Origin of the sequence: Micromonospora sp. NPDC004540, assembly GCF_040610095.1 — a bacterium.
Classification (GTDB): Bacteria; Actinomycetota; Actinomycetes; order Mycobacteriales; family Micromonosporaceae; genus Micromonospora.
In genome coordinates, this window is the sequence record NZ_JBEXLR010000034.1 from 20,866 (window position 1) to 35,214 (window position 14,349).

Consider the following 14,349-nt stretch of genomic DNA (forward strand, 5'->3'; position numbering starts at 1 on the left):
GGCCGTCCGGCAGGTGGGTCGGAGCGGGTCGGTAGGGTGCACGACGTGCCGGATCATGCCGAACCGCCCCGAGTCTCGAGCGGCGCCGACGACGCCGTCCGCCCGAGCCCGTCCCGTCGCCCCGTGGAGGCGGTGCTCTTCGACTTCCACGGCACCCTCGCCCAGGTGGAGGAGCCCCGAGAGTGGGTACTCGCCGCCGGGGCGGCCTGCGGGGTCGAGCTGGACCGGGTCCGGGCCACGGCGCTGGCCGACCGGCTGCTCACCGCCGGCCGGGCGGGCGGGCCGCTGCCGGCCCGGGTGCCGCCCCGGCTGGCCGAGCTCTGGGCCGACCGGGATCTCTACCCGCACGCCCACCGGGGCGCCTACACGGGGCTGGCCGAGACGGTGGACGCCGGCATCGACGGGTTCGCCGACGCGCTCTACGAGCGGCTGCTCGTCCCGGAGGGCTGGGTGCCCTACCCGGACACCGAGCCGGTGCTGGGCGCGCTCCGGGACGCCGGGGTGAAGGTCGCGGTGGTCAGCAACATCGGTTTCGACCTCCGGCCGCTGTTCGCCGCCTGGAAGCTGGACGGCCTGATCGACGCCTGGGCCCTGTCGTACGAGGTGGGGCGCTGCAAGCCGGACCCGGGCATCTTCCTGCGGGCGTGCGGGATGCTCGGCGTCGACCCGGAGCGCACGCTCATGGTGGGCGACAGCCCCGCCGACGCGGGGGCGGCGGCGGCCGGCTGCGAGGTGCTGGTGCTGCCCTGCGCCGACCCGGGCCGGCCGAACGGGCTGGGCGCCGTGCTCGACCTGGCCCTCCGCAACTGACCGCACCGGTCGGCGACGGCCGGAGCGGCACGCCCGGACACCGGGCGGCCCGGCGGCACCACCGCTGACCAGCGGCGCTAGCGTAACGGCATGACGTCCGACCGCTCCTTTCGTCCCCGGCTGACCGGACGGCTCTCCGGCGGCCGGCTCGGCGCGGTCGGGCTGGTGCTCGGCGGGGCGCTGTCGGTGCAGTTCGGCTCGGCGGTGGCCGCGCTGCTGTTCCCGCGTACCGGGGTGGCCGGGGCGGTCACCCTGCGGCTGACCATCGGCGCGCTGCTGATGCTGGTCGTGTGTCGCCCGCGGCTGCGCGGGCACGGTCGGGGCGACTGGGCGGCCGTGGTCGCCTTCGGGTTGGCCCTGGCCGGCATGAACTCGATCTTCTACCAGGCGATCGAGCGGATCCCGCTCGGACCGGCGGTGACCCTGGAGGTGCTCGGCCCGCTGGCGCTGTCCGTGGTCACCGCCCGCCGGCTGGCCGCCTGGTGCTGGGCCGGGCTGGCGCTGGCCGGGGTGGCCCTGCTCGGCCAGGGCGGGTTCGACCGGCTGGATCCGGTCGGCGCCGGGCTGGCGCTGGTCGCGGGCGCGCTGTGGGCGGCGTACATCGTCTGCTCGGCCCGGGTCGGCGGGCGGTTCCCCCGGGCCGACGGGCTGGCCCTGGCGCTCGCGGTGGCCGCGCTGGTCACCCTGCCGATCGGGCTGGTCGGCTCGGGCGGCCGGTTGTGGCACCCGGCGGTGCTGGGGCTCGGCACCGGGCTGGCCCTGCTCGCCTCGGTGCTGCCGTACACGCTGGAGCTGCTGGCGCTGCGGCGGCTGCCCACGGCGACCTTCGCCGTGCTCATGAGCCTCGGGCCGGCGATCGCCGCGCTGGCCGGGTGGCTGGTGCTCGGCCAGGCGCTGCACCCGGTGGAGGTGCTCGCCATCGCCCTGGTGATCGCCGCGAGCATCGGCGCGGTACGGGCCGGCGCCCCGGCCGCCACGCCGCCGCCGGCCGGGCCGGGCGCCGAGGGCGGCGCGCTGGTCAGCGCAGCAGCCGCACCGCCGCCGGCACCGCGCTGACCCGCACCGGGAGGTCGAACGCCCGCTCCCCGTCGACGTACGTGGTGATGCCCTCGGCGTCCAGTTCGACGGTGCGGGCCCGGTAGCTGCGGACCAGCGGGTGGGTGACGTGGGTGCCCTGGTAGATGCGGGGCTTGACCCGCATCAGCGTGCGCCGGTCGAAGCGGCCGCCCACCACGACGTCCAGCAGGCCGTCGGTCGGGTCGGCGTCCGGGCAGATCCGCATGCCGCCGCCGTAGCTGGCCCCGTTGCCGACCGCGACCAGCACCGCGTCCACCTCCTGCTCCACGCCGTCGAGGCGCAGCCGGTAGCGGCGCGGCCGCAGCCGGGCCAGCTCGACCAGGATGGCCAGGTCGTAGCGGCGCGGGCCGCGGGGCCAGCGCATCCGGTTGGCCCGCTCGTTGACGATCGCGTCGAAGCCGGCGGCCAGCACGGCGCCGTACCAGCGGTCGCCGCCCCCGGGGGTGGTCAGCCGGGCCAGGTCGACCGGGCGGGTGCGGCCGGCGCGCAGCGCGTCGGCGATCACCTCGACCGCGGCGAGGGGGTCGGCCGGGAAGCCGGTGTCCACGGCGAAGTCGTTGCCGGTGCCGGCGGGGACCGGTCCGAACGGCACCGTCGTGCCGGCCACCGCCTGCAACGCCCGGTGCACGGTGCCGTCCCCGCCGACGGCGACGAGCGCCCCGGCGCCGTCGGCGACCGCGGCGCGGCACGCCGCCTCCGCCTCCTCCGGGCTACCCGCCCGCAGCAGCTCGACCGGCCGGCCGGCGTCGCCCAGCCGCTCCAGCAGCCGGGGCAGCAGGCCACGGTGCCGCCCCCGGCCGGCGGTCGGGTTGGCGAGCACGGCCACCGGGCCGGGCGGGACAAGATCGTGCGCGGTCACGGCGAGCACCGTACGGCACGAGCCACGCCGCTCACCAGGGGCGACACCCCTACTCGCGGCCGGCGCGGCTCAGAAGGTGATGCGCACCTTCAGCGCGGTCCGTTCGTCCATGGCCCGGTAGCCGTCCGGCACCCCGTCGAGGGTCACCGACCGGTCGAAGACCGGGGACGGGTCGATGGTGCCCGCCAGCACGTCGGCCAGCAGTTCCGGGATGTACGCCCGGGCCGGCGCGACGCCGCCGGCGAGGGTCACGTTGCGGTGGAACATCTGCCGGATGTCCACGCCGGCGCTGCCGCCGTGCGGGACGCCCACGTAGCCGACCGCGCCGCCGTCGCGGGCGATGGAGATCGCGGTCCGCATCGACTCCTCGGTGCCGACCGCCTCCAGCACGGCGTGCGCGCCCTGCCCCTTGGTCAGCTCCCGCACCGCGGCGATCGCCGCCTCGCCCCGCTCGGCGACCACGTCGGTGGCCCCGAAGGAACGGGCGATGTCGGTGCGGTCGGTGTGCCGGCCCAGCGCGATGATCTGCTCCGCGCCGAGCCGCTTCGCGGCGAGCACCCCGCAGAGCCCGACCGCGCCGTCACCGACCACGGCGACGGTGGCGCCGGGGCGGACCCGGGCGGCGAGGGCGGCGTGGTGGCCGGTGGCCAGCACGTCGGAGAGCGCCAGCAGCGCGGTGAGCAGCCGCTCGTCACCAGCCGCCTCGGCGGGCAGCTTCACCAGGGTGCCGTCGGCGTGCGGGACCCGGACGGCCTCCCCCTGGCCGCCGTCGGAGCCGACGGAACCCCAGAAGCCGCCGTGCGGGCAGGAGGTGTGCAGCCCCTCGCGGCAGAAGTCGCAGGTGCCGTCGGACCAGACGAACGGCGCCACCACCAGGTCGCCGACCCGCACCGAGCCGACCTCGGCGCCGACGGCCTCGACCACGCCGAGGAACTCGTGCCCGATGCGCTGCCCCGGCTCCCGCTGGGCGACCCCCCGGTACGCCCACAGGTCGCTGCCGCAGATGCAGGCCAGCACGGTGCGGACGACGGCGTCGGTGGGGTTGCGGACGGCGGCGTCCGGCACCTCCTCGACCCGGACGTCGTTCGGGCCGTGGATCACGGTGGCGCGCATGGGTGAGGTCCTCCCGGTGGCGGGGCGCGGGCGCCGGGCCGGTGCGGCCGGCGGCGGGGCGGGCGGCCCCGGGCGAACACTAGACCGCCCGGGACGCGCCGCGAACCCGCTTTCCCACCGCGTGGCGGGGCTCACCGGTCAGCGCACGACGAGTCGCCTCGTCGCCGGGGCGACGCCGTCGCCCTTCACCTTCAGCGTCCAGTTGCCGACGCCGCCGAGCGCCACGACCGCCTCCGCCTTGCCGTTGGGCTCCACCTTGACCTCGGCGGCCCGCTTGCCGTCCGGGTTGAGCACGTACAGGGTCCGGGCGCTGGTGGTCTTGTTCGTCACCCGGAAGTCGATCTTCTCGCCGGGCTCGGCGATCAGCCCGTCGGCGCCGGTGATCCCGGCCGCCGTCAACTGGATGGCCACCTGCCGGTCGTACGCCGTCTCGGCGGCGGCGCTGGCCACGGTGCCGTCGTCGGAGACGGTGATCCGGGTCCGCACGCCGTCGCCCTGCCCACCGGGCCGGCAGGCGACGTCGTAGAGGCCGGTGGCGAGGGTGGCGCTCAGGGCGCGGCTCTTCCCCGGCGCGACGTCCGACGCCTCGGCGACCACCTTGGTGAACCCCTCGCCCTCCCGGCCGTAGACGTACACCTTGGTGCTCTGCTGGCCCCGGTTGGTCACCGCGAAGGTGACCGCGCCCGGGGTGAAAAGGGTGGTGGCGACCTCGCAACTGGTGTCGGTGGCGGTCACCGGGACCTCGCCGCCCTTCGGGGCGGGGTCGTCGTCACCGCAGGCGGTGAGGGCGGCGGTGGCGCAGATCGCGGCCACGACGGCGGCGGCGGTACGGCTCTTCATCGGCTCTCCGGAGCGGAGGTCAGCGCGCTGACCAGAACGGGCGCCGACAACCGCCCCTGGCACACCGCCCGGGGGGACTTTCGGCGAAGTCAGGAGAGTCTAAGCGCGCCCGCCGTCCTGGCAAGAGCAGCGGTTGCCGCGACCGGCGACACGGGGTCGACGGCCGCCGGTCCGGCTGCCATGATGCGCGGCGTGACCACGACTCCCGCGACGCCGGGCGCCGCCGAGACCGTCTCCGGCGACGCGCCCTCCCCCACCGCCCAGCGTCGCGCCACCGCCGTCGTCCCCGCCCTGCTCGGCCTGATCCTGCTGGTCGGCGCCCACACCCGACCGTGGGTCACGGTCAGCCCCGGCCTGGACCCGGTGGACCGGATGTTCGGCATCGGCACCGGGCCGGCCCCGACCCGCACGTACGCCCTCACCGAGCTGCCGGCCGCGCAGGTGGCCCTCTACGTGGGCTGGCTGCTGCTGGTGGCGCTGTTCGTGACGGCCTGGACCCGGCCGGCCTGGCGGGACGGGCTGCGCCCAGTCACCGGGCTGGTCTTCCTCATCGTGGCCGCACTGACCTTCGTGGCGAGCATGGTGGCGCTGCGAACCGCCGGCTACGGCGACGGCCCTCAGCCCGACAGCACCTACCGGGCCGGCACGTGGCTGGCACTGCTCGCCGCGTTCCTTCTGGTCCGAGGGGTGGCGGTGCTGCTCACCCCCGAGGGTGGACGGAACCGCCGGTCCCGGCGCTGAGGCGGTCAGTGGTCGACGTGAGCCAGCCCGCTGCCGATCACGTCCCGCCGACCCCACCGGCCCGGCACGTCGAGCAGTTCCACCCGGCCGAACCGGGCCGGCACCCGCGGCGCCATCAGCAGGTGCTCGCCGGCCGCCTCCAGGCCGAGCAGGGCGCGCAGCAGCAGGAACGGGGCAGCCGTCGCCATCGCCTGCGGGCTGTTCGCGGTCGGATAGCCGACCGGATACTCGGTCAGCTCGCGGGGATAGCCGGCGAACGCCTCGGGCAACCGGCCGTGGAAGAAGCGGGAGGCGTCCACCAGTGCCTCGGCGACCCGCCCCGCCTCCTCGGCGAAGCCGTACCGGCGCAGGCCCCAGGTGATCAACGCGTTGTCGAACGGCCACACCGCGCCGACGTGGTAGCCGAGCGGGTTGTACCGCTCCTGTTCGGTGGCCAGGCTGCGGATCCCCCAGCCGGAGAAGAGCCGGGGCCCGACCAGGTGGGCGGCCACCTGCGCCGCCCGCTCCGCCGGGACGATGCCGCTCCAGAGCAGGTGGCCCATGTTGGACGCCAGCGCGTCGACCTGCCGGCCGTCGCCGTCCAGGGCGAGCGCGTAGTAGCCCCGGTCGGCGATCCAGAAGTCTCGGTCGAAGCGTTCCCGTAGCGCGGCCGCCTCCCGCTCCAGCCGGTCGGCGTACGCCGGGTCGCCCCAGAACTCCCGGGCCATCCGCGCACCGCGCAGCTTCGCGTCGTAGGCGTAGCCCTGGAGCTCGCAGGTGGCCAGCGGCGGGCCGGGCAGCCGTCCGTCGGCGTAGCAGATCGCCTCCGGCGAGTCCTTCCAGCTCTGGTTCGCCACCCCGGAGCGCTCGTTGCGCCGCAGGTACCGGACGTAGCCGTCGCCGAGCAGGTCGCCGTACTCGTCGATCCAGCGCAGGGCCGCCCGGGCCTCGTCCTCGAACTCCCGCACCAGGTCGACGTCGCCGGTCCACCGCTCGTACTCGTCGAGCAGGATCACGTAGAGCGGGGTGGCGTCGGCGGTGCCGTAGTACGGGGACTCTGGGCGCTCCTCGAAGGCCACCAACTCCCCGTAGCGGAACTCGCGGAGGATCTTGCCGGGCTCCTCGTCACGGAAGTCGTCGAGCACCGCACCCTGGTCGATGCCGAGCATCCGCACCGTCGCGGAGGCCAGCTCGGAGGCGATCGGCAGCGCCATGAAGCTGGTCAGAATGCTGTCCCGGCCCGTGATGGTCGCCGCCCAGGGCAGACCGGCGGCCGGCATCACCTGGTCGGGCAGGGTCAGCGGCGAGTAGCGCAGCGCCGCCAGGTCCACCAGGCTGCTCCGGTAGGTGTCGGTCAGCGCCTCCCAGTCGCAGCTGAGCTGCGGCGTCCGGGACAGCCACCCGGCCAGGTCCTGCTGCCGTTGCTCGGCCCCGGCCCGGGGCCGCCGCTCCAACCGCTCCCGGACGTCCACCCCGTCGGGGCGCAGCACCAGCGCCCGCACCCGCAGGGTCGTCGTCCAGGTCTGCTTGGGCGCCAGCCGCACCGTCCAGGTGAGACCCTGCTCGTCCACCCGCACCGGTTCGCTGCTGGTGACCACCGTCTCCCGGTGGAACCTCTCCCGCTGGTAGCCGAGGCGCAGCCCGCGCTCTTCGCACCGCTGGTAGAGCCGTCCCGGCGGCGTGCGCTCCGTGGCGACGGCGATGAGCGGCGCGAAGTCGCTGTCCACGTCGAGCCGGACGGTGAATTCCTCCGGTGCGTGGTGGTGGTTGAACACCGTCAGGCGCTCCTCGAAGGCGCCGCCGGTGATCGTGCGCTCCCGGATCACCGAGGTCCTGGCGTCCACGTAGTGGGTCGGGGCCCCCGGGACCAGGAAGAACCGCAGGTGGAGGTAGTCCCGCACGACGGTGGAGAGCGCACTCAACCGGTCGCCGTTCAGGGAGAGCCGCCACAGCGACAGGAACCGGGTGTCGAAGTCGAAGAAGCCGACCGGGTTGGCCAGGGTCGCCTCGATGTCGCCGTTGTCCTCGCTGAGCACGAAGACGTTGCCGTCCAGCACGCGGACCAGGTTCGGGTTCATCCGGGCGCCTCACGCCGACCGGCGACGGCCCGCGGGTGCCGCGCCCCGGGCGGCGCCGGGAAGAGCCGCTCCAGCAGCACCACGAACCGGAAGTGCCCCTCGGCGGTGATGTCGTTGCGCAGCCAGGCCGGCAGCGGCTTGGCCTCACCCCGGGCCATCAGGACGAAGAAGTCCCGCCGGGTTCGGATCACCGTGTCGGCGTCCCGCGCGCGGCGGTCCACCGCGATCCGCCCGTCCGAAATGGTCAGGTGCCAGACGTGGAGCGCGCCGTCCTCCTCCAGCTCGAACCGGATCGAGCCGGCGGTGCGCCGCAGCAACCGCTCGGGGGCCTGCCGGGCGAGCTGCGCGAAGAACGCCTCGATCGGATCGGACACCGCACCGCCTCCCCGGAGAGGGCCGTCACGCCGCCGGCACCGCTGCGGGGCGGGCCGCGACGACGGACGCGTCCGCACCGCCTCGGGCGCCGCCCCAGACTAACGCCGGGCCAGGGCCCGGACCCGGGGATCGGGGGAACTGCGGAGGCCGGCAGGATGGCGGGATGCGGGTGGTCTCCCTCCTCCCCTCGGCCACCGAGATCGTCTACGCCCTGGGGCTCGGCGACGAACTGGTCGGGGTCACCTTCGAGTGCGCGGTGCCACCCGAGTACCGGGCCGGCACCGCGGTCGTGGTGGGTGGCCGGGACACCCGGGGGATGAGCCCCGGCGAGATCGACGCGTACGTCAGGAGTCAACTGGCCGCCGGCGCGGACCTCTACACCCTGCACGCCGGCGCGCTGGCCGGCCTCGACCCGGATCTGATCCTCACCCAGGACCTGTGCCGGGTCTGCGCCCTGCCGTCGGGCCGGGTCGCGGACGCCGTCGACCACCTCGGCTGCCGGGCGGAGGTGCTGTCGCTCGACCCGTACACCCTGGCGGACGTGCTGGGCACGATCCTGGCGGTCGGCGCGGCGGCCCGGGTGCCCGACCGGGCGGAGGCTCTGGTGGACGCGCTGCGGGCGCGGCTCGCGGCGGTCCGGGCGGCGGTGGCCGGCCGGCCCCGGCGGCGGGTCGCCGTGGTGGAGTGGGTGGACCCGCCGTTCGGCGCCGGGCACTGGATCCCCGACCTCGTCGAGACCGCCGGCGGCGAGCCGGTGGCGACCCACCCCGGGGCCCGGTCCACGCCGACCACCTGGGCCGCGCTGCAGGCCGCCCGGCCCGAGGTGGTGCTGGTCGCGCCGTGTGGCTTCCATCTGGACGGGGCCGCCGCGCAGGCCGCCGGGGTGGCCGCGCGGTTCCCCGGGGCGGAGGTGTGGGCGCTCGACGCGGACGGGCTGATCGTGCGGGCCGGCCCGCGCCTGGTCGACGGCGCCGAGGCGATCGCGGCGATCCTGCACCCGGACGCCGTGCCGGCCCCGCCGCCGGACGCGGCCCGCCGGGTGGCCTGACCGGCGGCCCGCACGACGGGCGGGGTCAGGCGGCGCGGCCGGCCGGGTGGCCGTCGCGGCCGAGCGGGGCGAGCCGGCGCCAGCGGGGCAGCTCGGTCACCACGGTGGCCGCCGCCAACACGGTCACCGCGACCGCGACCGGCCACGGCCAGGCCGCCCCGGCCCCGAGCACTGCGGCGACCAGTTGCAGCAGCACCAGCGCGACGGTGACCAGCCCGGGCACCGGCACGATCACCTGCCGCTTGTCGCCGGGGGTGGCGAACACGGTGGGCAGGCCGACCAGCAACACCACCGAGGCGATCGCCAGCACCACGGAGTGCCGTCCGAGGGCCCACGGGGTGGCGACCCAGGCGACCAGTTCGGTCAGGAAGCGCAGCGCCGAAGGCAGGTCGGGACGTCCCGCCCGGTCGTTGTCGATCACGGTCGCCAGTATGCCGAGCCGCCGGGCCCCACGGCGTCCCGGAACCCGCGAACGCCGCCCCCGTGGCGGGGACGGCGTTCGCGTCGGTGCTCGGGACGGACCGGTCAGGTCATGTCGTCGTAGCGGCGTTCGATCGGCGCCGGGGCGGCGACCGGCTCAGGTGCCCCGATCGGCGCGCTCGCCTCCACCCCGCCGGCCGCGCCGACCGGCTCGACGGACAGGTCCAGCGGCGACACCTCGTCGTCGGCGACGTCCGAGTAGAGCTCCCGGCCCCGCCCCCGCCGCCGGTCGTTGATGAAGGCCACCGCCACCGCGCCGAAGTAGAGCGCGGAGAGGCAGATCGCCAGCGCGGTCATGCCGAACGGGTCGGGCGTCGGCGTGACCACCGCGGAGAACGCGAAGAACACGAAGATCGCCACCCGCCACCAGCTCAGCAGGCGCTTCGCGCTTGCCAGCCCGACGAAGTTGAGCATCAGCACGATCAGCGGGAACTCGAACGCCACCCCGAACAGCAGGATCAGGTTCGTGACGAACGAGATGTAGCGGGTGACCTCGAGGTTGGTCGCGATGTCGTCACCGGAGACGTTGAGCAGGAACTCGAGCCCCTTGGTGGTGACGAAGAACGCCAGCACCGCGCCGGCCGCGAACAGCGGCGCGGCCAGCGCCGTGAAGATGTACGCGTACCGCCGCTCGTGCCGGTGCAGACCCGGCGCGATGAACGCCCAGAGCTGGTAGAGCCAGACCGGCGCGGCGATGACCAGACCGACCCAGAGGCCGATCTTCAGGTTCAGCAGGAAGACGTCCGCGACGCCGAGCTGCACGAACAGGCACTTGCCGGTTTCCGGGTCGATCGACTGCGGCAGGTCGCAGTACGGCTTCGAGAGCAGGATCCGGACCGGCGTGGCCAGCCAGATGCCGAAACCGAAACCGACCAGGATCGCCAGCGACGCGCGGAACAGCCGGGTACGCAGTTCCCGGACGTGCTCGATGAGCGTCATCGAGCCGTCGGCGGCCTGCTCGAACTTGCTCGGGCCGCGCTTCTTCAACCCGAAGGCCACGGTGGTGGAGCCCTCTCGGGTCAGTTCTCGCGGACGCGCTGCACCGGGTCGACCGGCTGCTGCTGCGGCTGCGGGGTGACCTGCTGCTGCGGCGGGAGCGGCTGGTAGCCGGACTGCGCGTCGGCCTTCTCGGCCAGGTCACGGTCGTCGTCGTGCAGGCTCTTGGTCTCGGCCTTGATGATCCGCAGCGAGCGGCCCAGCGAGCGGGCCGCGTCGGGGAGCCGCTTCGCGCCGAAGAGCAGGATCAGCACGACCACGAGTACGGCGATGTGCCACGGCTTGAGGGCACCCATGGGAAGCTCCAGTCGCTCTGTGTCGGTGAGGGTGGTCGGAGCCCATCGTACGTGCGTCGAAGGCGGTTGCCACCCTGCCGGGCCCCCGGTTGCGGGCCTGGTCGGTGAAGTCTCGGCCAACCCGGAGTGTCCCGTCAACCACCCACGGGGGCGCAATCGTGCGCGGATCCGGCCGGGAACGCGCAGCTACCGAACAGCGGACCGACCGCCGTCGATCACTTCCCGCGCCTGGCCTTGATCAACGTCATCCGTTCCTGCGCCACGCCCACCCGCTCCTGGAGCGACTCGGCCCGCGCCTGGAGCTCCTCGGCGGCGGACCGCAGCGACTCCGCCTCGGCCTGACGCCGTTGCAGGGCCAGCGCCGTGCGGCGCAGCCGGGGCAGCCGCGCCAGCACCGGCCGGACCGCCAGGGCCAGCACGAGCAGCGCGAACAGCACGACCCCGAGCACGATCCACGTCACCACGGCGGTCAGCCTACTGGGTGACCGCGCCCACCGCCGGATCGGCGCGGTCGGCCGGGGTGGCGTACGCGTCGAGCGCGGCGGCCGCCTGCGCCCGCACCTGCTCGGCCAGCTCGGTCGGCGCGACCACCGTCACGTCCGGCCCCAGCCCGAGCACGAACCGGCGGGCCCAGCCCAGGTCAGTGACCCGCAGCGACACCAGCCACTGCTCGCCGTCGGCCTCGACCCGCTCGCACGGGTAGTACTCGGTGATCCACCGCTCGCCCCGGCCGATCCGCAGGGTGATCAGCGGCAGGTCCGGCGAGGGGCGGAACACCCCGTCGCTGAGGTCGTGCGGGCGCGCCTGCGGCGGCACCACGGCCTGCTCCGCCAGCTCGGTGACCGCGTCGATCCGGTCGGCCCGGAACAGCCGGACCGCCTCGGCCCGACGGCACCACGCCTCCACGTACGCCCGGCCGCCGACCATCAGCATCCGCAGCGGGTCGATGGTCCGCTCGGTGGTCTCGTCGCGCGCCGCGGTGTAGTAGGTGATCCGCAGCGCCCGGCCGCGCTCCACGGCGGCCCGCAGCTCGCGGACCCGGGCCGTGTCGCCGGGCAGCCGCACCTCGACGGGGGCGCCGGCCAGGTCGCCGGCGGCGCTCTCGATCTTGGCGAGGGCCCGCTCGACCGCCTCCCGGTTGGCCACCCCGGGCGTCTCGGCGAGCATCCGCAGCGCCACCACCAGGGCCAGCGCCTCGTCCGGGGTGAGCCGGAGCGGGCGGTCGATGCCGGCGTCGTAGGTGATGGTCACCCGGTCGCCGTCGAACGCCATGTCGATCAGGTCACCGGGGCCGTAACCGGGCAGCCCGCACACCCAGAGCAGCTCCAGGTCCTCACGGAGCTGCTTCTCGGTCACCCCCAGGTCGTGCGCCGCCTCGGCGATCTCGATGCCGGGGCGGGCCAGCAGGTAGGGCACCAGGTTGAGCAGCCGGGCCAGCCGGTCCGCCGAGGCGCGGCCGCCGCGGGCCGCCGGGCGGGTCACCGGGCACCCCCGGCCACGGCCAGGTCGTCGTGGCGGGCGGCGATCTCCTTCAGCCGCTGGATGACCGCCTCGCGGACCTCCGGCGGCTCCAGCACCCGCACGTCCGGGCCGTAGCCGACGATCTGGCCCGCCAGGTAGTCGGCGTCGGCGTACGGCAGGACCAGGCGGTCACCGTCCGGCCCGGCGTGGCTCTCCACCGCCCAGCGGCGCAGCCCCGCGGCGCGGCCGGGCGCGACCAGCACGGTGGCCCGGCCGGTCCGCTCCACCGGCCCGGACCAGCGGGCCACGTGGCTGATGAGGTCCACCCCGGCGGGCGGCTCGTACGCCTCGGGCTGGCCGGTCACCCGGACCGCGCCCACCACGCGGGAGAGCCGGAAGCAGCGGGTCGCCGCCCGGTCCAGGTCGTGCCCGACCACGTACCAGCGGCCCCGCCAGCAGACCACGCCCCACGGCTGGAGCCGGCGGCGGGTCGGGGCGTCCCGGTCGGGCACCCGGTAGTCGAAGTTGACCTCGCGCCGGTCCCGCGCGGCGGCGGTCAGCGGCGCGAACGCCGGGTCGACCGTGACCATCGGCTCCAGGCCCAGCGTGGCCTGCGGGTCGACGTCGATGCCGGCGGCGCGCAGCTTCGCCAGCCCCGACGAGGCGGCGGCGGCCAGGCCGGCGTGCTGCCACAGCCGCGCCGCGATGCCCACGGCGGCGGCCTCGTCCGGCTCGAGGGGGATGTCGGGCAGGGCGTACTCGCGGGGCGCGATCCGGTAGCCCGGCTCGGCGTCGAAGACGCTGGCCGTGCCGGTCTCCAGCGGCACCCCGAGCTCCCGCAGCTCGGCCTTGTCCCGCTCGAACTTGCGCTGGAACGCCTCGTGGTCCTTGGCGTCGTCCGGATCGTGCTCGTAGCCGGGCACGGTCGCGGCGATCTGCGCGGCGGTCAGGAACCGTCGCGTGGACAGCAGGCAGATCACCAGGTTGACCAGGCGTTCGGTACGGGTCCGCGACACGTGGGAAACGCTAGCAGCCCGCACGTCCGCAGCGCGCACCCGCGCGGGCGCGGCGCGCGGGAGTCCCGCCGCGGAGGCGATCCCCGCCACACCGTCCGGGGCCCGCGTCGCTCGGGCGGCCGGCCGACGGCGGCCATAGGGTGAGCGCATGGCGGAGGCGGAAGTCAAGAGCGAGAGCGTCGGCACGGTCGTGGTGGCCGGCGCGGCGAACCTCGCCATCGCGGTCGCCAAGCTGGTCGCGGGCCTGATCTCCGGTTCCGCGGCGATGCTCTCCGAGGCCGCCCACTCGGTGGCCGACACCACCACCGAGGTGCTGCTCTACCTGGCGCTGCGCCGCGGGGCGCGGCCCGCCGACACCCGGCACCCCTTCGGGTACGGCAAGGAGAGCTACGTCTGGGCGTTCCTCGCCGCGCTGTTCACCTTCGTGGTCGGCGCCGGCTTCGCCATCACCCACGGCGTCACCACGATCCTCGTGCACGAGCACACCGGCAACTACCTGACCTCGTACATAGTCCTGGCGATCTCCTTCGCCATCGAGTCGGTGTCGCTGGCCCGGGCGGTCCGGCAGGTCCGCAGGGAGTCCCGGCGCTGGCGGGCCACCCCGCGCCGCTACCTGCGGCTGACCGCCGACACCACCGTCAAGGCGGTCTTCCTGGAGGACACCGCCGCCCTGATCGGCCTGCTGCTCGCCGCCGCCGGCCTCACGCTGTCGCACCTCACCGGCGACGAGCTCTACGACGGCGTCGCCTCGATCCTCATCGGCGCGCTGCTGCTGGTGGTCGCCGGCATCCTGGCCCGCAGCAACATCTCGCTGCTGGTCGGCCGGGCGGTGTCCGACCGGGTGCACCGCCAGATCGAGCACGAGCTGGCCGGGCTGCCCGCCGTGGACCGCGTCGACACCCTCATGACCATGTTCCTCGGACCCGAGGAGATCCTGGTCGCCGCCAAGGTCGACTTCCAGGACGACGCCACCGGCGCCGACATCGAGGCCGCCGCCGACGAGGCCGAGCGGCGGCTCACCGACAGGTTCCCGGAGATCGGGTACGTCTTCCTCGACCCGACCCGGTCGAGGCGCGGCCGCGACGGGCACCGGGCCCGGACCACCCAGGACGAGGACGAGCGGGCGGTGGACCAGGAGCCGGGCGGGGTGCCCTGACCGGCGGGCCGCCGACCCGGCCGC

16 protein-coding genes are annotated in these 14,349 nt (G+C 75.3%); 5 read left to right on the forward strand and 11 right to left on the reverse strand.

All coding sequences use genetic code 11. The annotated features are described in order from the left end of the window. Positions 1-36 precede the first annotated feature (36 nt). Entirely contained in the window at positions 37-810 is a 774-nt protein-coding gene (locus ABZV78_RS14230; protein WP_355638567.1) for an HAD-IA family hydrolase, read from the forward strand. Positions 811-900: 90 nt separating this feature from the next. Beyond that, entirely contained in the window at positions 901-1,866 is a 966-nt protein-coding gene (locus ABZV78_RS14235) for an EamA family transporter (protein ID WP_355638569.1), read from the forward strand. Here ABZV78_RS14235 and ABZV78_RS14240 read toward each other — a convergent pair. The 3 genes from ABZV78_RS14240 to ABZV78_RS14250 form a co-directional block, all read right to left on the reverse strand. Continuing rightward, positions 1,829-2,755 carry a diacylglycerol kinase gene (locus ABZV78_RS14240; protein ID WP_355638571.1) on the reverse strand — a complete coding sequence of 309 codons (927 nt, stop codon included), beginning with the start codon at positions 2,753-2,755 and terminating at the stop codon, positions 1,829-1,831. The genes ABZV78_RS14235 and ABZV78_RS14240 overlap by 38 nt on opposite strands. Before the next feature lie 60 nt (positions 2,756-2,815). Continuing rightward, complete coding sequence (locus ABZV78_RS14245) at positions 2,816-3,859, reverse strand: zinc-dependent alcohol dehydrogenase family protein (protein WP_355638573.1); 1,044 nt, start codon at positions 3,857-3,859, stop codon at positions 2,816-2,818. A gap of 138 nt (positions 3,860-3,997) precedes the next feature. Further along, a complete protein-coding gene (locus tag ABZV78_RS14250; RefSeq protein ID WP_355638575.1) occupies positions 3,998-4,699 on the reverse strand; it encodes a hypothetical protein in 702 nt (233 codons plus the stop codon). Between the two features lie 192 nt (positions 4,700-4,891). On the opposite strand from ABZV78_RS14250, the gene ABZV78_RS14255 reads away from it, so the two are divergent. Then, entirely contained in the window at positions 4,892-5,440 is a 549-nt protein-coding gene (locus tag ABZV78_RS14255) for a hypothetical protein (RefSeq protein WP_355638577.1), read from the forward strand. A gap of 5 nt (positions 5,441-5,445) precedes the next feature. On the opposite strand, the gene ABZV78_RS14260 is transcribed toward ABZV78_RS14255, so the two are convergent. Beyond that, entirely contained in the window at positions 5,446-7,497 is a 2,052-nt protein-coding gene (locus ABZV78_RS14260) for a glycogen debranching N-terminal domain-containing protein (protein WP_355638579.1), read from the reverse strand. Continuing rightward, positions 7,494-7,871, reverse strand: a complete 378-nt coding sequence (locus tag ABZV78_RS14265; protein WP_355638580.1) for an SCP2 sterol-binding domain-containing protein — start codon at positions 7,869-7,871, stop codon at positions 7,494-7,496. Before ABZV78_RS14265 ends, ABZV78_RS14260 begins: the two co-directional genes overlap by 4 nt. Positions 7,872-8,035: 164 nt before the next feature. Between ABZV78_RS14265 and ABZV78_RS14270 the strand changes: the two genes are divergently transcribed. Then, the gene (locus tag ABZV78_RS14270) at positions 8,036-8,920 is read left to right on the forward strand and encodes an ABC transporter substrate-binding protein (RefSeq protein ID WP_355638582.1); all 885 of its coding nucleotides are present in this window, start codon (positions 8,036-8,038) and stop codon (positions 8,918-8,920) included. Between the two features lie 25 nt (positions 8,921-8,945). On the opposite strand, the gene ABZV78_RS14275 is transcribed toward ABZV78_RS14270, so the two are convergent. The 6 genes from ABZV78_RS14275 to ABZV78_RS14300 all read right to left on the reverse strand — a co-directional run bounded on the left by ABZV78_RS14275 (position 8,946) and on the right by ABZV78_RS14300 (position 13,169). Further along, on the reverse strand, positions 8,946-9,341 hold the full coding sequence (locus tag ABZV78_RS14275; RefSeq protein ID WP_355638583.1) for a hypothetical protein: 396 nt from the start codon (positions 9,339-9,341) through the stop codon (positions 8,946-8,948). 104 nt (positions 9,342-9,445) lie between these two features. Further along, positions 9,446-10,399, reverse strand: a complete 954-nt coding sequence (gene tatC, locus ABZV78_RS14280) for a twin-arginine translocase subunit TatC (RefSeq protein ID WP_355638585.1) — start codon at positions 10,397-10,399, stop codon at positions 9,446-9,448. 20 nt (positions 10,400-10,419) lie between these two features. Next, positions 10,420-10,692 carry a Sec-independent protein translocase subunit TatA gene (gene tatA, locus ABZV78_RS14285; RefSeq protein WP_355638587.1) on the reverse strand — a complete coding sequence of 91 codons (273 nt, stop codon included), beginning with the start codon at positions 10,690-10,692 and terminating at the stop codon, positions 10,420-10,422. A gap of 215 nt (positions 10,693-10,907) precedes the next feature. Next, a complete protein-coding gene (locus tag ABZV78_RS14290) occupies positions 10,908-11,156 on the reverse strand; it encodes a hypothetical protein (RefSeq protein ID WP_355638588.1) in 249 nt (82 codons plus the stop codon). 10 nt (positions 11,157-11,166) lie between these two features. Continuing rightward, positions 11,167-12,174 carry a YafY family protein gene (locus ABZV78_RS14295; protein ID WP_355638590.1) on the reverse strand — a complete coding sequence of 336 codons (1,008 nt, stop codon included), beginning with the start codon at positions 12,172-12,174 and terminating at the stop codon, positions 11,167-11,169. Next, the gene (locus ABZV78_RS14300; protein WP_355638591.1) at positions 12,171-13,169 is read right to left on the reverse strand and encodes a WYL domain-containing protein; all 999 of its coding nucleotides are present in this window, start codon (positions 13,167-13,169) and stop codon (positions 12,171-12,173) included. Before ABZV78_RS14300 ends, ABZV78_RS14295 begins: the two co-directional genes overlap by 4 nt. Positions 13,170-13,317: 148 nt before the next feature. Here ABZV78_RS14300 and ABZV78_RS14305 point away from each other — a divergent pair, with 148 nt between their 5' ends. After that, on the forward strand, positions 13,318-14,325 hold the full coding sequence (locus tag ABZV78_RS14305) for a cation diffusion facilitator family transporter (protein ID WP_355638593.1): 1,008 nt from the start codon (positions 13,318-13,320) through the stop codon (positions 14,323-14,325). The last annotated feature ends 24 nt before the right edge of the window (positions 14,326-14,349 follow it).